General features: G+C 65.7%; 16 protein-coding genes. 13 read left to right on the forward strand and 3 right to left on the reverse strand.

The genetic code is table 11. The annotated features are described in order from the left end of the window. Positions 1–184: 184 nt before the first annotated feature. From ACVIYL_RS12285 to ACVIYL_RS12330, 10 genes are all read left to right on the forward strand, one after another. Positions 185–1,135, forward strand: a complete 951-nt coding sequence (locus ACVIYL_RS12285; RefSeq protein WP_456778663.1) for an aminoglycoside phosphotransferase family protein — start codon at positions 185–187, stop codon at positions 1,133–1,135. A gap of 247 nt (positions 1,136–1,382) precedes the next feature. Further along, positions 1,383–3,005, forward strand: coding sequence for an ABC transporter substrate-binding protein (locus ACVIYL_RS12290; protein WP_456778664.1), 1,623 nt, complete (start codon positions 1,383–1,385; stop codon positions 3,003–3,005). Positions 3,006–3,012: 7 nt separating this feature from the next. Continuing rightward, positions 3,013–4,026 (forward strand): ABC transporter permease, encoded by a 1,014-nt coding sequence (locus ACVIYL_RS12295; RefSeq protein WP_456778665.1) that lies wholly within the window; start codon positions 3,013–3,015, stop codon positions 4,024–4,026. Positions 4,027–4,029: 3 nt separating this feature from the next. Beyond that, positions 4,030–4,929, forward strand: coding sequence for an ABC transporter permease (locus ACVIYL_RS12300; protein WP_253588692.1), 900 nt, complete (start codon positions 4,030–4,032; stop codon positions 4,927–4,929). 97 nt (positions 4,930–5,026) lie between these two features. Next, entirely contained in the window at positions 5,027–6,853 is a 1,827-nt protein-coding gene (locus ACVIYL_RS12305; RefSeq protein WP_456778666.1) for a dipeptide ABC transporter ATP-binding protein, read from the forward strand. A 95-nt stretch (positions 6,854–6,948) separates the two neighbouring features. Next, positions 6,949–7,128, forward strand: a complete 180-nt coding sequence (locus ACVIYL_RS12310; protein WP_018269566.1) for a DUF4089 domain-containing protein — start codon at positions 6,949–6,951, stop codon at positions 7,126–7,128. Positions 7,129–7,135: 7 nt separating this feature from the next. Next, positions 7,136–8,533: an AtzE family amidohydrolase gene (locus ACVIYL_RS12315; protein WP_456778667.1), complete on the forward strand. Its 1,398-nt coding sequence runs from the start codon at positions 7,136–7,138 to the stop codon at positions 8,531–8,533. Position 8,534: 1 nt separating this feature from the next. Beyond that, complete coding sequence (hpxZ, locus tag ACVIYL_RS12320; RefSeq protein ID WP_411784487.1) at positions 8,535–8,927, forward strand: oxalurate catabolism protein HpxZ; 393 nt, start codon at positions 8,535–8,537, stop codon at positions 8,925–8,927. A gap of 13 nt (positions 8,928–8,940) precedes the next feature. Then, a complete protein-coding gene (locus tag ACVIYL_RS12325) occupies positions 8,941–9,660 on the forward strand; it encodes a GntR family transcriptional regulator (protein WP_057019483.1) in 720 nt (239 codons plus the stop codon). A 128-nt stretch (positions 9,661–9,788) separates the two neighbouring features. Next, positions 9,789–10,952 carry an IS4 family transposase gene (locus ACVIYL_RS12330; RefSeq protein WP_057015126.1) on the forward strand — a complete coding sequence of 388 codons (1,164 nt, stop codon included), beginning with the start codon at positions 9,789–9,791 and terminating at the stop codon, positions 10,950–10,952. Positions 10,953–11,008: 56 nt separating this feature from the next. Here the strand turns inward: ACVIYL_RS12330 and atzF are convergent, their stop codons facing one another. Beyond that, positions 11,009–12,796 carry an allophanate hydrolase gene (atzF, locus tag ACVIYL_RS12335; protein ID WP_456778668.1) on the reverse strand — a complete coding sequence of 596 codons (1,788 nt, stop codon included), beginning with the start codon at positions 12,794–12,796 and terminating at the stop codon, positions 11,009–11,011. A gap of 237 nt (positions 12,797–13,033) precedes the next feature. After that, positions 13,034–13,564: a MarR family winged helix-turn-helix transcriptional regulator gene (locus ACVIYL_RS12340; RefSeq protein ID WP_456778669.1), complete on the reverse strand. Its 531-nt coding sequence runs from the start codon at positions 13,562–13,564 to the stop codon at positions 13,034–13,036. A 183-nt stretch (positions 13,565–13,747) separates the two neighbouring features. On the opposite strand from ACVIYL_RS12340, the gene ACVIYL_RS12345 reads away from it, so the two are divergent. Further along, positions 13,748–15,613: a feruloyl-CoA synthase gene (locus ACVIYL_RS12345; RefSeq protein WP_456778670.1), complete on the forward strand. Its 1,866-nt coding sequence runs from the start codon at positions 13,748–13,750 to the stop codon at positions 15,611–15,613. A 457-nt stretch (positions 15,614–16,070) separates the two neighbouring features. On the opposite strand, the gene ACVIYL_RS12350 is transcribed toward ACVIYL_RS12345, so the two are convergent. Further along, on the reverse strand, positions 16,071–16,595 hold the full coding sequence (locus ACVIYL_RS12350; RefSeq protein ID WP_076831045.1) for a MarR family winged helix-turn-helix transcriptional regulator: 525 nt from the start codon (positions 16,593–16,595) through the stop codon (positions 16,071–16,073). Positions 16,596–16,677: 82 nt separating this feature from the next. Here ACVIYL_RS12350 and ACVIYL_RS12355 point away from each other — a divergent pair, with 82 nt between their 5' ends. Both ACVIYL_RS12355 and ACVIYL_RS12360 read left to right on the forward strand, forming a co-directional pair. Continuing rightward, positions 16,678–17,880: a cytochrome P450 gene (locus tag ACVIYL_RS12355; protein WP_456778671.1), complete on the forward strand. Its 1,203-nt coding sequence runs from the start codon at positions 16,678–16,680 to the stop codon at positions 17,878–17,880. Positions 17,881–17,924: 44 nt separating this feature from the next. Then, positions 17,925–19,151, forward strand: coding sequence for an ABC transporter substrate-binding protein (locus ACVIYL_RS12360; RefSeq protein ID WP_141339778.1), 1,227 nt, complete (start codon positions 17,925–17,927; stop codon positions 19,149–19,151). Positions 19,152–19,232 lie beyond the last annotated feature (81 nt).

Consider the following 19,232-nt stretch of genomic DNA (forward strand, 5'->3'; position numbering starts at 1 on the left):
GCAGGGACCCATAACCACCGAAGCTCTTAGTTGCGCGCCACTGCAACGACGGGTCCCTTTCACAACATCCGCCGCGGAGTATGGGTCCCTGCTCCCGTGCGCAATTGCGCACCAGGCAGGGACGACAGTTGAACAAGCCTTGCGCGGGGTGACGAGGATAGATTGGGCTACGAGATTCCTTGAAATGATATCCCTTCCACTCCTCACCAACTACGACAGCTACCGCGCCTGGCGCAGCGACACGTCGCGCTGGTTGCCGGTCGCGCGCGATATTGCTGATGGCCACGGGCTGTCGTGCGTCGCGCCGCATGTGTTCTCGACCGGCACTAATCTGGTTGTCGGGCTGGACGATGGCCTGATCCTCAAACTCTTCCCGCCGTTTCTGCGCCCGCAATTCGTGTCCGAGCGCGGCGCGCTTGCCGAGTTGCGCGGACGGCTCGGCATTCCGATTCCCGATCTTGTCGTGCAGGGCGAGCGTGACGGCTGGCCCTATCTCGTCATCACCCGCCTGTCCGGCACCGTCGGCTCGGAGGTGTGGCCATCGCTGTCGGAAGCCGAGCGCGAGCGCGTGCTCGCCGAGATCGGGGCCGTGATCGCCGAGGTGCAGCGCGTGCCGCCCGGCAGCCTGCGCGCGATCGAGCCGCGCTGGGAGGCCTTCATGCGCGGGCAGATCGCGCAGTGCCGGGCGCGGCACCAGCGGCTCGGCTTGCCGGCGAAATTGCTCACCTCGCTCAACGATCTCCTGCGTGACGCCACTGAGTTGATCCCGATGAACGCGCCGCCGGTGATCCTGACCGGCGAATACATTCCGGAGAACTTTCTGCTCGGGCGCCGGGCCGACGGCTGGCACGTCGCCGGCCTGTTCGACTTCGGCGACGTCCGGACGGGGTGGGGCGAGTATGACCTGCTCGGTCCCAGCGCCTTCATGGCCGCCGGGCATCCGCGCCGGGTGCGCAACCTGTTCGACGGCTTCGGCATCTCGCGCACTGAGGTGACGTTCCCCCTGAAGCGGCGGCTGATGGCGCTCTTGATGCTGCACTCTGCCAGCGATCCGCTCCGGCACATCTGCATCGACGGCTGGCCGGACCGGGTCGACGACTTCGTGCAATTGCAGGAGCTGATCTGGCCGGATTAGCGCGCTTCAGCGCGCGGCCTCTATTGCCGGCCACAAAGCAAGCAGAAGCCGTTTCATGCTCATCTATTGAGCATACGGCCTGTCTTTGTATGCAATTGGCGATCTGAGATTTTGCCCGACCGGGATACCGGCCGACGTTTTACCTCGCTCCGGCAAGGCATTAGCAGGACATAAGATTTCGTTAAGGGTTGGCACAATCCTTGCGATCTGAGTTCCAGGGCCGTTTCCCAAGGCGTTGGAGCATCACATGAAGCGTCGCGACTTCCTCAAATCGGTGTCCGGACTGGCAGCGGGCGCCTTGGCGCCGACCGCGCCCGCGATCTGGTCGTCGGCCAAAGCCGATGTGCGCTCCGAGACGCTGCTGATCGTCTCCGAAGGCGGCCCCAACAATCTCGATATCCACGGCGTCGGCACCAACGTGCCGGGCTACGAGGTGTCGTGGAATTGCTACGACCGGCTGATCAGCCACGAGATGAAGAGCGGTCCGGGCGGCGTGCCTTATTACGACCGCGACAAGTTCAAGCCCGAGCTCGCCGAGGACTTCAAGATCGGCGACATGTCGGTCACTTTCAAGCTGCGCAAGAACGCCAAATTCCATGACGGCACGCCTGTCACGGCGAAGGACGTCAAATGGTCGCTCGATCGTGCCGTCTCTGTCGGCGGCTTTCCGACCTTCCAGATGAGCGCGGGCTCGCTGACCAAGCCCGAGCAGTTCGTGGTCGTCGATGATTATACGGTGCGCGTCGACTTCCTGAAGAAGGACAAGCTGACGATCCCCGACCTCGCTGTGATCGTGCCCTGCGTCGTCAATTCCGAGCTCGTGAAGAAGAACGCCAGCGAGAAGGATCCGTGGGGCCTCGAATTCACCAAGCAGCAGACCGCGGGCTCCGGCGCCTACAAGGTGACCAAGTGGACCGCCGGCACCGAAGTCGTCATGGAGCGCAACGACGAGTGGGTCTGCGGCCCGTTGCCGAAGATCAAGCGCGTGATCTGGCGCATGGTGCCGCAGGCCGGCAACCGCCGTGCGCTGCTCGAGCGCGGTGACGCCGACATCTCCTACGAGCTGCCGTTCAAGGATTTCCAGGAGATGAAGGCGAACGGCAAGCTCAACGTGGTGTCGCTGCCGTTCTCCAACGGCATCCAGTATATCGGCATGAACGTGACCAAGCCGCCGTTCGACAATCCCAAGGTGCGGCAGGCGATGGCCTACGCGATGCCGTATCAGAAGATCATGGATGCGGTGCTGTTCGGTCTCGCCAACCCGATGTTCGGCGCGGCCAAGGACAAGCCGACCGAGGTCGCCTGGCCGCAGCCGACCAAGTATTTCACCGACATGGAGAAGGCCAAGGCGCTGCTCGCGGAGGCCGGCTACGCCAACGGTTTCGAGACCACGATCTCGTTCGACCTGAATTTCGCAGGTGTCAACGAGCCGCTTTGCGTGCTGGTGCAGGAGAGTCTGGCGCAGCTCGGCATCAAGACCACGATCAACAAGGTGCCCGGCGCCAATTGGCGCACCGAGCTCACCAAGAAGGAAATGCCGCTGTTCACCAACGTGTTCTCGGGCTGGCTCGATTACCCCGAGTACTTCTTCTACTGGTGCTACCACGGCAACAATTCGATCTTCAACACGATGAGCTACAAATCGCCCGAGATGGACAAGCTCATCGACGGCGCACGCATTGCCGCCGCGAATGGTGACACCGCGGCCTACGACGCCGACGTCAAGGGTTTCGTCGATCTCGCCTTCGCCGACATCCCGCGCATCCCGCTCTATCAGCCCTTCGTCAACGTCGCGATGCAGAAGAACGTGACGGGCTACCAATACTGGTTCCACCGCCGCCTCGATTATCGCGCGATGGCGAAGGGGTGAGGCGCTCATGCTTGCGATGATCGGCAAGCGGCTGCTGTTCGCGATCCCGTCGCTGATCGGGGTCGTGATCGTGACGTTCCTTTTGACGCGCGCGCTGCCGGGCGATCCCGCGGCGTATTTTGCTGGCCCCGCGGCCACCAAGGAGGCGGTCGACCAGATCCGGAAGAAGCTCGGCTTCGACAAGCCGCTGATCGAGCAGTTCGTCCGCTACACCAACGATCTCGCCCGTGGCGATCTCGGCACGTCGCTCACCACCGGCCAGCCGGTGGCGGCCGAGCTGCGCAACCGTCTGCCGGCGTCGGCCGAGCTTACCTTGCTCGGCCTTGTCGTCTCCATCGTGATCGCGATCCCGCTCGGCGTGCTGGCGGCGACGCGGCCGGGCTCCTGGATCGACCATCTCTGCCGCGTCACCACCACGGCCGGCGTGTCTCTGCCGGTGTTCTTCACCGGGCTCGTGCTGGTCTATCTGTTCTATTTCCGGCTCGGCTGGTCGCCGGCGCCGCTCGGCCGGCTCGACGTGTTCGCTAGCGCGCCGCCGACGGTCACGGGCTTCTATCTCATCGACACGCTGATCGCGCGGGACTTCGAGGCGTTTCGTTCTGCGCTCAGCCAATTGATCCTGCCGGCGGTGACGCTCGCGATCTTCTCGCTGGCGCCGATCGCGCGGATGACGCGCGCCTCGATGCTGGCGGTGCTGGCGTCCGACTTCGTCCGTACCGCGCGCGCCAGCGGCTTGTCGCCCGGCAAGGTGATCGTCACTTACGCCTTCCGCAACGCGATGCTGCCGGTCATCACCACGCTCAGCATGGTGTTCTCGTTCCTGTTGGGCGCCAATGTGCTGGTGGAAAAGGTGTTCGCCTGGCCCGGCATCGGCTCCTACGCGGTCGAGGCGCTGATCGCATCCGACTTCGCGCCGGTGCAGGGCTTCGTGCTGACCATGGCGGTCATGTACGTGCTGCTCAATCTGGTGATCGACATCCTCTACGGCGTGATCGATCCCCGCGTCAGGCTGGAGGGCTAGAGCATGAGCACCGTAGCTCCAACCGTCGAACCCGCAGGACCCGCCCGCACGTCGGGGCTTGCCGCTGCTTTTGAGCAGACCCGCTACGTCTTGAGCGAAAACAAGGTCACCGGCTTTGCCTTCGCGCTGCTGGTCCTGATCCTGTTTGCCGCGCTGTTCGGGCCCTACGTGGTGCCGTACGACCCGCTCGCCTCCGACACCGCGGCTGCATTGAAGCCGCCGTCGGCCGCGCACTGGTTCGGCACCGATCAGCTCGGCCGCGACATCTTCAGCCGCGTCATCGTCGCGACGCGGCTCGACACCTTCATCGCGGTCGCCTCCGTCGTGCTGGTGTTCCTGATGGGCGGGCTGGCCGGCATCGCCGCCGGCTATTTCGGCGGCTGGACCGACCGCATCGTCGGCCGCATCGCCGACACCATCATGGCGTTTCCGCTGTTCGTGCTGGCGATGGGCATCGTCGCGGCGCTCGGCAACACCGTGCAGAACATCATCATCGCCACCGCGATCGTGAACTTCCCGCTCTATGCCCGTGTCGCACGCGCCGAGGCCAATGTGCGCCGCAATGCCGGCTTCGTGCAGGCGGCGCGGCTCTCCGGCAACGGCGAGTACCGCATTCTGCTCGGGCACATCCTGCCCAACATCATGCCGATCATGATCGTGCAGATGTCGCTGACCATGGGCTATGCGATCCTCAACGCCGCGGGCCTGTCCTTCATCGGGCTCGGCGTCCGGCCGCCGACCGCGGAGTGGGGCATCATGGTCGCCGAGGGCGCAGGCTTCATGGTGTCGGGCGAGTGGTGGATCGCGCTGTTCCCGGGCCTGGCGCTGATGATCGCGGTGTTCTGCTTCAACCTGCTCGGCGACGGCCTGCGCGACATCGTCGATCCGCAGCGGAGGACGTGATGATGATCCCGATGCGGTGTCATGCTACCGCTTTGCTGCTTTGCATGGGGTTGTTTTGCGGATTTTTGGATGACGCACCCTGTGAGGAGAGGTGCGCATGACCGCCCAGCCGCTGCTCGACGTCAGCGACCTCACGGTCGAGTTCACCACCCGCCGCGGCATCGTCAAGGCGGTGCAGCACGTCAACATATCGGTCGGCAAGGGTGAGACTGTCGGCATCGTCGGCGAGTCCGGCTCCGGCAAGTCGGTAACCTCCTATGCCGTGATGCGCATCCTCGATCGCGCCGGCCGGATCGCCGAGGGCTCGGTGATGTTCTCCGGCATCGACGTCAAGTCGGCCTCGGAGAGCCAGATGCGCGATCTGCGCGGCCGCGAAGTCTCGATGATCTTCCAGAATCCGCGCGCGGCGCTCAATCCGATCCGCAAGGTCGGGCACCAGATCGAGGACGTGCTGCGCCAGCATGTGCAGCAGGCGCAGGTCACTGATCGCGGCGAGAAGGCGATCGAGGCGCTGGAGCAGGTCAAGATCGCGCGCGCACGCGAGCGCTATCATGCCTATCCGTTCGAGCTGTCCGGCGGCATGTGCCAGCGCGTCGTCATCGCGCTGGCGCTGGCCTGCAATCCGCAGCTTCTGATCGCCGACGAGCCGACCACCGGGCTCGACGTCACCACCCAGAAGGCAGTGATGGACCTGATCGTCGAGCTGACCCGGCGCCGGGCGATGTCGACGATCCTGATCACGCATGATCTCGGCCTCGCCGCCGCCTATTGCGACCGCGTCGTGGTGATGGAGAAGGGCCGCGTGGTCGAGACCGCTGTCTCGGCCGACATCTTCGCCGCGCCCCGGCATGCCTACACACGGAAGCTGATGCGCGCGACGCCGCGGCTCGGGGTGTCGCTTCGGAATCTGTTGCCGGAGGAGGATTCGCTTGCCTCTCCCCGCGTGCGGGGAGAGGCCGACACGCTCGGCAGCGCACTCGCGCGCCAGAGCGTGGCGGGTGAGGGGGACCCTCCACGGGCCGTGCCTGCGGATGCGGCCCCTCACCCCAACCCTCTCCCCGTAAAGAACGGGGAGAGGGGGCGGATGGAGCCTCTCCTATCAGTCGAAAAGCTCGTCAAGGAATACCCGCGCCAGGGCGCGGGCGGGATGCTGGCAAAGCTGTTCGGGCGCAAGCCGCCGGTCGAGGAGGAGACCTTCCGTGCGGTCGACGGCATCAGCTTCTCGATCGACGATGGCGAGAGCGTCGGGCTGGTCGGCGAATCCGGCTGCGGCAAGTCGACGACGTCGATGATGGTGATGCGGCTGCTGGACCAGACCTCCGGCCGCATCATGTTCGATGGCGAGGACATCGGCGGCATCGCGCCGCAGTCCTTCGCGCGTCTGCCGCGGCGCAGCCAGATCCAGATGGTGTTTCAGGATCCGACCGACAGCCTCAATCCGCGCTTCACCGCGGCGCGCGCCATCGCGGATCCGATCATGCAGCTGGGTGACATCAGCGGGCGCGACGCGCTCCGCGCCCGCTGTGAGGAGCTCGCGCTGCTGGTCGGCCTGCCGGTCAATCTGTTGGACCGCTTCCCGCACCAGCTCTCCGGCGGCCAGAAGGCCCGCGTCGGCATCGCGCGTGCCATCGCGCTGCACCCGAAGCTCGTCATCCTCGACGAGCCGACCGCGGCACTTGATGTTTCGGTGCAGGCGGTGGTGCTCAATTTGCTGCAGGACCTCAAGCAGTCGATGGGCATGAGCTATTTGTTCGTGTCGCACGACCTCAACGTCGTGCGCCTGCTGTGTGATCGCGTCATCGTGATGCGCGCCGGTCGCATCGTGGAGCAGGGCACATCCGAACACGTCTTGGGCAATCCGCAGGATGCCTATACAAGGGAGCTGCTGACGGCGATCCCGCATCCGCCGCTGCCGGTGTCTTGACGCATGATCCGGAAAAGTGGGGACCGGTTTTCCTCGCGACAAACGCAGAATGCGTTTGCGCGGAGATCATGCGCAAAATCGTTATTGGGAGCGAAATGACCGATCATCTCGACGACTATATGAACGCCGTCGCCCGCGCGATGGCGTTGCCGCTGGAGGACGCCTGGCGTCCCGCGGTGCGCGCCAATCTCGACGTCTCGCTGCGGCTGGCGCGGCTGGTCGATGACTTCCCGCTGCCGGACGACGTCGTGTCGGCCGCCGTCTATTCGACCTGAGATCGCGATGTCCGAAACTCCCGCTTCCATGTCGGCCGCCGAGATCGCGCAGGCCGTATCGAGCCGCAAGATCACGGCTCTTTCGGCGACCGAGGCTGCGCTCGCGCGGATCGCGGCGCATGACAAGGTCCTCAATGCCTTCACCGACGTCACCGCCGATCGCGCGCGTGCCAGGGCCAGCGCGGTCGATGCCGCGATCGCGGCCGGTCAGCCGGTCGGCCCGCTCGCCGGCGTGCCCTTCGCGGTGAAGAACCTGTTCGATGTGCAGGGTCTTCCGACCCGCGCCGGCTCGAAGATCAACCGCGACCTGCCGGCGTCGCCGCGCGACGCGACGCTGATCGAGCGGATGGAAGCGGCCGGTGCGGTGCTGGTCGGCGCGCTCAACATGGGCGAATACGCCTACGACTTCACCGGCGAGAACGTGCATGACGGCCCGTCGCGCAATCCGCATGATCCGGCGCGGATGACCGGCGGCTCCTCCGGCGGCTCCGGCAGCGCCGTCGGCGGCGCGCTGGTGCCGATAGCGCTCGGCTCCGATACCAACGGCTCGATCCGCGTGCCGTCGTCGTTCTGCGGCACGTTCGGCTTGAAGCCGACCTACGGCAGGCTGTCGCGCGCGCGGTCCTATCCGTTCGTCGCCAGCCTCGATCATCTCGGCCCGCTGGCGCGCAGCGTGAAGGATCTCGCGCTCGCCTATGACGCCATGCAGGGACCTGACGCCGATGATCCGGCCTGCATCGTGCAGTCGGTCGAGCCGACCGTGCCGTTGCTTGCCAATGATATTGGCGGGCTGCGGGTTGCGATCGCCGGCGGCTATTTCCAGCAGAACCTGTTTCCGGAGGCGGCAGAGGCGGTCGCGCGCGTCGCGAAGGCGCTCGGTGCCACGCGGACCGTGGAGCTTCCCGAAGCGGCGCGCGCCCGTGCCGCGGCCTACATCATCACCACGACCGAGGGTGCCGCGCTGCATCTCGATCACCTGCGCAAGCGTCCCAACGATTTCGATCCGGCGGTGCGCGACCGTCTCATTGCGGGCGCGATGATCCCGGCGGTCTATGTCGACAAGGCGCAGAAATTCCGCCGCTGGTATCGCGCCAGGGTGCTGGAGCTGTTCCAGTCGGTCGACGTGATCCTGGCGCCGGCGACGCCGTGCACCGCGCCGAAGATCGGCCAGGCCAATTTCACGCTCGACGGCGTCGAGCTTCCGGTGCGCGCCAATATCGGTATCCACACCCAGCCGATCTCCTTCATCGGCCTGCCGGTGGTCGCCGTGCCGGTACCGCTTGAACCGATGCCGATCGGCGTGCAGATCATCGCGGCGCCCTGGCGCGAGGACGTCGCACTGCGGGTCGCCTACGCGCTGGAACAGATGGGCGTTGCGGCCGCGCCGGCGCCGAGAGGGATCTAACATGGATATCGATATTCCCGACGTCGTCGCCGAGGTCACCGCGCAGTTCCAGCGATATGAGAAAGCGCTGGTCTCGAACGATGTTGCGGTGCTCGACGAGCTGTTCCGCGACGACCGCCGGACGCTGCGTTACGGCATTGGCGAGAACCTCTATGGCTATGCCGAGATCATGGCGTTTCGCGCAGGACGCTCGCCGGTCGGGCTGATGCGCAAGATCGAGCGGACCGTGATCACGACCTATGGCCGCGACACCGCGATCGCCTCGACGCTGTTCTACCGGGACAGCGCGCCGGGTAGAGTGGGGCGGCAGATGCAGACGTGGATTCGCTTCCCCGAGGGCTGGAGAATCGTCGCCGCCCATGTCAGCGTCATCGACGAACCCAAAGGTGCTTGAAGGGCGCTTGAGGATGAGCCTGGAAGATCTGCCGCAGGGCGCAGAATCCGAGATGACGGTGCGCCGCATCGATCGGCCGTCGTCGCTGGTCGACAAGGTCACCCGTGCCGAAGAGCTGCGGCTGCAACTCGCCGACGAGATCGTGCGTGGCACGCTGCCGCCGGGGGCCGGGCTCGATGAAACCGACCTTGCGCGGCGCTTCAACGTCTCGCGCACCCCGGTGCGCGAAGCGCTGCGGCAGCTTGCCGCCAGCGGCCTGATCGATGCCCGAGCGCATCGCGGCGCCGTGGTGGCGCGGCCCTCGCTTGAACGGCTCACCGGCATGTTCGAGGCGATGGCCGAGCTGGAGGCGATCTGTGCCGGCCTCGCCGCCGAGCGGATGACGGCGGCGGAGCGCCACGCGCTGGAAGCGATCCACGAGGAGTTGCGGGTGCTGAGCTACACCGGCAATCCCGAGCGCTTCCATGAGGTCAATGAGCGCTTCCACAACGCGATCTATGCAGGCTCGCAGAACGCCTACATCGCCGAGATCACCTTGGCGACGCGGGTGCGCGTGCAGCCGTTCCGCCGCGCCCAGTTCCGCAACCTCGGCCGTCTGGCAAAATCCCACGCCGAGCACGACCGCGTCGTCGTCGCCATCATGCGCGGCGACAAGACAGGCGCCGCCGCGGCGATGCGCGCCCATATCGAGCAGGTGCGCGGGGAGTACGAGACCTACGCGGTGTCGGTGTAGCTTCTCCTTAGCTCTCCCCCGAGAGAGCGCAGGGGTGTCCGGGGAATGATTCACTGTGTCGCGGTGCATGCTCGGCAGGACCGAGGCAAATCGGTCTTTTCTGGTTGTCGAGACACAGAGGGCCGAGCATGCGATATCGCGGTAGCATTTTTGGAAGGCTGCTTGAACCGATCAATCGACGGCAGTTTCAGACGGTTGTGGATCGTCTGGACGGGGATGCCTACGACAAGTCGTTCAGGAGCTGGGATCATCTGGTGGCGCTGATCTATGCCCAGCTTAGCGGCAACAGCAGTCTGCGCGGGGTGGTGACTGGCTTCAACGCCAATTCGCAGCATCACTATCACTTGGGAACCGGCAAGCTGTCGCGCTCGACGTTGTCCGATGCCAATGCCCGCCGTCCGATCGGCATTTTCGCGCAAACCTTTGCGGCGCTGTCGGCGATGGCGCGTCGCCAGCTGCGGAGTGAAGGCATGGAGATGGTGCGTCTGATCGACGCCAGTCCGATCCCGCTCGGCAAGGTCTGCAGTTGGGCGACGTGGAACGGCCGCATCCGCGGCATGAAGCTGCATGTCGTCTACGACCCAAGGAGCGATGTCCCGACCTGCGTCGAGATGACGGCCGCGAACGTCAATGACATCGAGATCGGCCGACAGACCCCAATCCAGCCCGCCACCACCTATGTGTTTGACAAGGGCTATTGCCGTTTCGACTGGTGGCAGAAGATCAATGATAGCAAGGCTTTCTTCGTTACCCGGGCGAAGACGAGCATCCGTCTTCGCTCGCTCAGGCATCGCGCCATCCGCAAGCGTAACGGGGATGGCTTCGAAATCCTTGCCGATGACGAGGTGAAGCTCACCAGCAAGGGCGATTCGCGCCTTCCAATCCCGCTCCGCCGCATCAAGATCAGACGCGAGAAAGGCGGCAAGATCACACTCCTGACCAACGACCTTGCCCGTAGCGCCGTCGAGATCGCCGCCCTCTACAAGAGCCGATGGCAAATCGAGCTGCTGTTCCGCTGGATCAAGCAGCATCTCGATATTCGCAAGTTCCTCGGCGCCAACGACAACGCGATCCGCCTTCAGGTGCTCGCTGCGATGATTGCCTACCTGCTGCTGCGCATCGCCGCTCACACCAACTGCATCAAAATGCTCCCGCTCAGGTTCGCCGAACTCGTCGGCCAGCTCCTGCTCACGCGTCGATCCCTCGCTGCCATCGACAAACCTCCGCCCATCAACCCCAGCCGTCGGAAATCAACCATCTCACCTGACCAGATGGAGCTCCGCTATGCCTGAATTTCCCCGGACACCCCTGCGAGAGAGCGGGGCGAGGGAGTGCGCCGCCGGAACGGCTAGGCTTTCGCCCTCTCCGCCATGAACGCCCGCCAGCCGCCATAGGCAGAAATATCGGTCGCGCCCTGGATCGCGGCCGGCTCGACGATGAAGCCCTTGGCCTGCCGGCCGTCGGCGAGCCTGATCGTGCCGATCGACAGCGGCGGCGGGATCGCGGCGACGAACTTTCCGAATGCTGCCGGTGACATCGCCCACAGTTCGAGCTTGATCGATGCGCCGGCACCGGCCTCGATGCGCAGCATGCCGGGCTTCGGCGGCGTGGTGTCGAGTGCGTAGAGCCTGTAGTCCGGTGCGGTGACCGCCTCTTCCAGCAGGTGCGCATCGAGCGTCGTGAACTCGTGGTTCAGTGCCATGCCGGAGAGGTGTGCGCCGACCACCGCGATGGTGATGTCGTCGGAGCCGGCCTGCGTCGGTGTGGCGGTGAGCGGCGGCTGCGGAAGTGAATTGGCGCCGAGGGTAAGTTCGGTGTCGGCATGGAAGATACGGCCGATGCCGGCAAGCTGGGCGTCGCGCCCGGCGGGCGCCAGCAGCGTGATGCCGAACGGCGCGCCGTCGGGCCGCATCGCTGCCGGCAGCGCCAGGCCGCACATGTCGAGCAGGTTGACGAAATTGGTGTAGGTGCCGAGCCGCGAGTTCAGCTCGATCGGATTGGCGAGCACGTCAGCGGTGGAATAGACGGTCGGGGCGGTCGGCAACACGATGGCATCGAGTTGCGCAAGGCTGCGCTCTGCAATGCGGCGCAGCGCCTCGAGGCGGTACAGCGCAGAAAAAGTATCGGCGGCAGTCGGACGCGATCCGCCGACGGTGATCTCGCGCGTCACCGGATGGACCGCCTCGGGCGACGACGCGAGCAGGTCGCGGATCACGAGATAGCGCTCCGCAACCCACGGTCCCTCATAGAGCAGCCGCGCGGTCTCGTAGAACGGCGCGAGGTCGAACTCGACGAGATCGGCGCCGAGCGCCTGCCAGCGCTTGCACGCCTTGCCATAGGCCTTCTCGGCCTCATGATCGCCGAAGAATTTCAGCTGGCCGCTTTGGGGAATGCCGAGCTTCAGTTTGGCCGGAAAGCTCGCCAGCGGGGCCAGCGGCCGGTCGCGCGAGTACGGATCGGCGTCATCCGGCCCGGACATCACGGCGAGCGCGGCCAGCGCGTCGTCGACGGTGAGCGAGAAGATCGAGACGCAGTCGAGCGTGCGGCAGGCCGGCACGACGCCGGTGGTCGAGATCAGCCCGAGGCTCGGCTTGAGCCCGACGATGTTGTTGAGCATCGCCGGGACGCGGCCGCTGCCCGCGGTGTCGGTGCCAAGCGACAGCGGCACCAGGCCTGCGGATACCGCGACGGCGGAGCCCGAGCTCGATCCGCCCGGCACCAGATCGCCGCGCACCGGGTTCCTGGGAATGCCGTAGGGCGAGCGCACGCCGACCAGGCCGGTGGCGAACTGGTCGAGATTGGTCTTGCCGATGATGACGGCGCCGGCCGCGCGCAGTTTCGCGACCACGGTGGAATCCTGCTCAGGCAGATACGAGAACGCCGGGCAGGCGGCGGTGGTCGGCAGGCCCGTGACATCGATATTGTCCTTCACCGCGACCGGCACGCCGTAAAGCGGCAACGTCGGATCGGCGAGCCGCCCGGCCTCGGCAAGCGCATCCTTCTCGTCGCGCAGGCTGATGAAGATGGCGGGATCGTTGTGCTCGCGGATGCGCTGGTAGCTGCGCGCCACGGTTTGGGTCGGCGTCATGGTCCCGGCGCGGTGCGCGGCGACGATCGCGGCGACAGTTTCAGTCACGTGCTTGGCCTCATCTCGTGTGCGGGAAGGCGTCGGACGCCATCCGCAAGGGAATCGCAGCCTGACCGAAGCAAGCAATGTGCCATTGTGTACAATTCACCCGCGTCCGTCGCGAGACGGATTATTGCACAATATCAGTTGCTTGAAATACTCGTCGGGAAGGGACGCAGGCCGCTATGAGAGAGTATCTGCCCAATTTAAAGGCAAATCCGGTCAAGCCGAAATCTCGTCGCGAGGTCAGGTGAAACAGGCGAGGATCTGCAGCAGCTGTTTGCGATTTTCCTTGCCGATCTTCTCGGCGACATGCCGCTCATGCTCGGCGGCGAGCCGCTTGAACTGCGCCAGCGCGGTCTTGCCGCGCGCGGTCAGATGCAGCGCGTGGGAGCGGCGGTCGGTCGCGGAGGGGACGCGGCTGACGAAGTCGCGGTCTTCCAGGCTGTCGAGCAGATGCACCAGCCGCGCGCGCTCGATCCCGAGCCGTTTTGCCACCGCCATCTGGCTGAGGCCCGGATTGGCCCCGATCACGGTCATCACCGAATACTGGGTTGGACGGATATCGACCGCCGCCAGCGTCTTGATGAAGTCCTGAAAGATCCAGAGCTGGAAGCGCCGCACCGCATAGCCGGCGTGACCGACCAGCGCGTCGAGGCCGATGTCGTCGCCGGCCTCGCCGCCGGGCGCCCCGCCACTTGCTCTGTGCGACCGGGGGCGGCGGATTGCTGCTACCGTTCCTGCCGCCTTGCGCGATGTCTTTTGCTGGCCTGCCATGAGCCCAGGCTAGCGCGCCCAAGGCGGGATGGAAAGATTGTTGTTGACGACAACAATTGATGTCCGCAACATTATGGCTAAAGAGCCCGGCCGGGACCGCGGCGCCGCACCATGTTGCAGCGCGATCTCGATAAGACACGGGTGACAAGACTTGGGTGACAAGACTTGGGCGAGGAGGAAACCATGACGATGGCCGCCGCCGGCGGAGACAATCCGGGCAGCCTGTTCGCGACGCCCGCGATCGTTGCGGTCAGCCGCAACGACGGCAGCATCCTGGTCCGCTCCACCACGCCGCTGAAGCAGGGCGCCCGCTGTGTCGGCGACTGGCTGGAGCATTGGGCGCGGCAGGCGCCGGATCGCATCTTTCTCGGCGAGCGCGCCAACGCCGAGGCGCCCTGGAGCACCGTCAGCTATCGCGACGCGCTCGGCGTCGTGCGGCGGGCCGCATCGTGGGTGCTAGCGCAAGGGCTGAGCACGGAACGTCCGCTCGTCATCCTCTCCGACAACGGCATCGATCATGCGTTGTTCGCGCTCGCCGCGCAGCATGTCGGCGTGCCCTCGGCCGCGATCTCGCCGGCCTATTCGCTGATGTCCCGGGATTTCGACAAGCTGAAGAGCATGATCAGCCTTCTCGACCCCGGCGCGATCTACGTCACGAGCACAAGGCCGTTCGCGGCGGCGCTTGCCGCAATCAAGCCGCTGCATCGCGCAACCATCGTCAGCGGCAATCCCGACGATGCCGACGCATTACCGTTCCGTACCGTCGCTGCCACGCCGGAAGCGCCCGGGGTCGCGAAGGCGTTCGCGGCGGTGACGGCGGACACGATCGCAAAATTCCTGTTCACCTCGGGCTCGACAGGGACGCCGAAGGCCGTGATCAACACCCAGCGCATGCTGACCTCGAGCCAGCAGGCCAAGGCGCAGACCTGGACGTTCCTGGAGCAGTCGCGCGATGATCTGGTGATCCTGGACTGGCTGCCCTGGAGCCACACCTTCGGCGCCAACCACAATTTCAATCTGGTGCTGCGCAACGGCGGCACGCTCTATATCGACGGCGGCAAGCCGGCGCCCGGGCTGTTCGCGACCTCGCTGGCCAACCTGCGCAGCGTGGTGCCGACGGTCTATTTCAACGTGCCGCGCGGCTTCGACATGCTGATCGCGGCGCTGCGCACCGACGAGGAACTGCGCAGAAAATTCTTCGAGGACACCAAATTCGCCTTCTATGCCGGCGCGGCGCTGCCGCAGAATCTGTGGGACGCGCTGGAGGACTTGTCGCTGCGGACGGTCGGTCGCCGGCTGCCGATGGTGTCGGCCTGGGGCTCGACCGAGACCTCGCCGCTGGCGACCGATTGCCACTTCCTGGCCAAACGCTCCGGCAATATCGGCGTGCCGATCCCCGGCACCGAGCTCAAGCTGGTGCCGTCGGGCGACAAGCTGGAGGTGCGCGTGCGCGGGCCCAACGTCACGCCGGGCTACTGGAAGGCGCCCGAGCTGACCGCTGAGGCCTTCGATGCCGAGGGTTTTTACAAGATCGGCGACGCCGTCACCTTCGCCGACCCCGCACGGCCCGATCTCGGCCTGTTCTTCGACGGCCGCGTGGCGGAGGATTTCAAGCTCAATTCCGGCACCTGGGTCAGCGTCGGCACGTTGCGCGTCGCCGGCATCACCGCGCTGGCGCCGCTCGCGCAGGACATCGTCGTCACCGGCCATGGCCGCGACGAGGTGCGCTTCCTGGTGTTCCCGAACCTCGCCGCCTGCCGTTCGCTGGCAGGACTGCCCGAGAGCGCCGATGCGCGGGAGGTGATCGGCCATCCGGCGGTCCGTTCCGCGATCGGGCAGGGGCTGGCACGGCTCAAGGCGCAAGGGGGCCATTCCTCCGGTCATGCCGCCCGCGCGCTGCTGCTGGCCGAGCCTGCCTCGGTCGACGGCGGGGAGATCACCGACAAGGGCTACATCAACCAGCGCGCCGTGCTGACGCGCCGCGCCGCAGCAGTGGCGGTATTGGAGGACGACGGGTCGGGTGAGGCGATTGCCTGCGGGGGCGTGTGAGGCGATTTGTGCATCTGACGCGCCAGCAGCGCGCCGCGTAGACTGCCGTCGTCCCTGCCTAGTGCGCAATTGCGCACGGGAGCAGGGGACCCATACTCCGCGGCCGATATTGTGAACAAAGTTCGTTGTTCCGCGGACATGCGATAATCAGCATTTGCGGTTATGGGTCCCGGCTCGGAGGCCGGGACGACACCGCGTTTGTGGCACGGATCATCCAAGTTTCAGCCGTCCAACCCGCCAGGTCCCCGCTGCTTCCACTTGCCGCGCTGCACGCGGTTGCCTTTTTAGTTGCCAGAGCAACTAAGCTGTGCGAGTTTCCGGACCCATAGGGACAGGGCCGGTCAACGGCCACGCGTTTGGGAGGAGAATGTTGCGCAGCACGGCGCCAACGGCACGCATGGACAATCGGGCGAAGACCGTGGGGGCGCAGCGCGCCGCCCGTGGTCCCGCCGCGCCGTCAGGTCGTGCTTTGCCCGGTGACGGCGCCGAGATTCTCGTGCAGCCGGCGCAGCAGCTCGATCAGCACCTCGCGCTCGTCCTTTTTCAGGCACGCCAGCAGCCGCCGCTCGCGCTCCAGCGCCGCGACGATGACCTTGTCGTGGACGGCGCGGCCGCGCGCGGTCAGCGTGATCGAATGGGTACGGCCGTCATCGGGTGCGGTACGGATGGTCAGCAGGCCGCGCTTCTGCAATGCCGCGAGGTTGCGGCTGACCGGCCCCTTGTCGAAGCCGATCACCTGGCAGATCCGGGAGGCGGGAATCCCCGGCTCGATCGCCAGTTGCGAGATAATCCGCCACTCGGTGACGTTGACGCCGAAATTCTTCTGGTAAAACGCGGTGGCGCTGTTCGACAGCTTGTTGCCGATGAAGGTGATGAACGCCGGCACATAGCGATCAAGGTCCAGCAGCGGGCCGTCACTGGCGTCTGCGGGATCGGCCGGTCTCGGCCGGCGGGGCTTTCGGGGGAGGGGCTGGCTGCTCATCTCTCAAATCATCGCTGCGAAACTGTCCGGGAGCAATAGATATGCGGCCCGTGTTGACAAGATCAAACCTCGGGAGGTCCCGATGACTGCAACAGAAGCTGCGTCCGTCCCGCATCTCGACGTCGATCCGTTCGCGCTCGAGTTCTTCGCCGATCCATTCCCGACCCATGAGCGGCTGCGCGAGGCCGGGCCGGTGGTCTATCTCGACAAGTGGAATGTCTATGGCGTGGCGCGCTACGCCGAGGTCCATGCGGTGCTGAACGACCCCGCGACCTTCTGCTCCAGCCGCGGCGTCGGCCTCAGCGACTTTTCCAAGGAGAAGCCGTGGCGGCCGGCGAGCCTGATCCTGGAGGCCGACCCGCCCGCCCATACCCGGACCCGCGCCGTGCTGAGCACGGTGTTGTCGGCGACCGTGATGAAGCAGCTTCGCGGGCAATTTGCCGCCGCCGCGGAGGCCCGTCTCGACGCGCTGCTGGAGAAGCGCAGGTTCGACGCGATCACGGACCTTGCGGAAGCCTATCCGTTGTCGATCTTCCCGGATGCGCTCGGCCTGAGGCCGGAGGGCCGCGAGCATCTGCTGCCCTACGCCAGTCTGGTGTTCAATGCCTTCGGCCCGCCGAACGAGCTCCGCAAGGAGGCGATCGAGCGCTCGGCGCCGCATCAGGCCTATGTTGCCGAGCAATGCCAGCGCGACAATCTCACCCCGGGCGGCATCGGCGCCTGCATTCACGCCCATGTCGATACCGGCGCCATTACCGCGACCGAAGCGCCGCTGCTGGTGCGCTCGTTGCTGTCGGCCGGTCTCGACACCACCGTCAACGGCATCGGCGCCGCCGTCTACTGCCTCGCCCGCTTCCCCGACCAATTCCAGAAACTACGCGCCGATCCGACGCTGGCGCGCAACGCCTTCGAGGAAGCCGTGCGGTTCGAAAGTCCGGTCCAGACTTTCTTCCGCACCACGACGCGCGACGTCGGGCTCGGTGGGGCCAGCATTCCTGAAGGCGAGAAGGTGCTGATGTTCCTGGCTGCGGCCAATCGTGATCCGCGCCGCTGGGAGCAGCCCGACAGCTACGACATCACCCGTCGTACGTCGGGCCACGTCGGCTACGGTTCGGGCATCCATATGTGTGTCGGCCAGCTCGTCGCCCGTCTCGAAGGCGAGGTGATGATGGCGGCGCTGGCGCGTCGTGTCGCCAGGATCGACATCACCGGCGAGCCGAAGTGCCTTTTCAACAACACGCTGCGCGGGCTCAGCAGCCTGCCGGTCGAGATCACGCCGGCCTGACGAGACATCGGAGCTGGCTGAGGAGCGAGGCAAGGGAGGAGACTATGAGGGGCTTCGGGGTTGGGCGATTTAGGATTGGACTTGCGCTGGCATTGGCCTGTGCCGCGGGCAGCGCACGGGCGGAGATTTCCGGCGACGTGGTCCGCGTCGGCGTGCTCAACGACATTTCGGGCATCTTCCAGGACACCAACGGCATGGGTTCGGTGGAAGCCGCGCGCATGGCCGCGGAAGATTTTGGCGGCGGCGGCAAGGGCATCAAGGTCGAGATCGTCTATGCCGATCACCAGAACAAGGCCGATGTGGGCTCTGCGATCGCGCGCAAATGGCTCGATGTCGAAGGCGTCGATGCCATCGTCGACGTGCCGAACTCGGCGGTCGGGCTCGCCATCAACACCATCCTGCGCGATAGCCGGATGACGTTCCTGGCGTCGTCGACCGCAAGCTCCGATCTCACCGGCAAGGCCTGCTCGCCGAACACCATTCAATGGGTCAACGACGCCTGGGCAACCGGCAACACCACCGCGGCCGCGATGATGCAGCGCGGCGGCAAGGACTGGTATTTCGTGACCGTCGATTATGCGCTCGGCAAAGGCATTGAGGCCGAGGCGACGAACTACATCGAGAAGCACGGCGGCAAGGTTTTGGGCTCGAGCAAGCATCCGCTCGGCACGTCGGACTTCGCGTCGTTCCTGCTGCAGGCGCAGAGCTCGAAAGCAAAAGTGATCGGGCTCGCCAATGCCGGCGGCGACACCATCAATGCGGTGAAGCAGGCGGCCGAGTTCGGCATCCAGCAGGGCGGCCAGACCATGGTGGCGTTCCTGCTGTTCGTGAACGACATCCACGGCATGGGCCTGAAGGTCGCGCAGGGCCTGCAGCTGCTGGAAGCCTTCTACTGGGACATGAACGACGACACCCGCGCGTTCGCAAAGCGCTTCGCCGCCCGTCCCGGTATGAACGGCAAGATGCCGAGCGGCAACCAGGCCGGCGTCTATGCCTCGACGCTCGCCTACCTCAACGCGGTTGCCGCCACCGGCAGCGACGACGCCAAGGCGGTGGTGCCGCAGATGAAGACCTTCAAGGGCAAGGACAAACTGTTCGGCGACACCACGATCCGCCAGGACGGCCGCGTCATCCACCCGATGTATCTGTTCGAGGTGAAGAAGCCCGAGGAGTCGAAGTACCCCTACGACTACTACAAGTTGATCGCGACCATCCCGGCCGACCAGGCGTTCCGCCCGCTGGCCGATGGCGGCTGCTCACTGGTGAAGTGAGGTTGCTGCCGCGGTCTCAGTTAGCCTCGCCCCGCTTGCGGGGAGAGGCCGACGCGCTCGGCAGCGCACTTGCGCGCCGGA

It is taken from the genome of Bradyrhizobium sp. USDA 3315 (assembly GCF_054056795.1).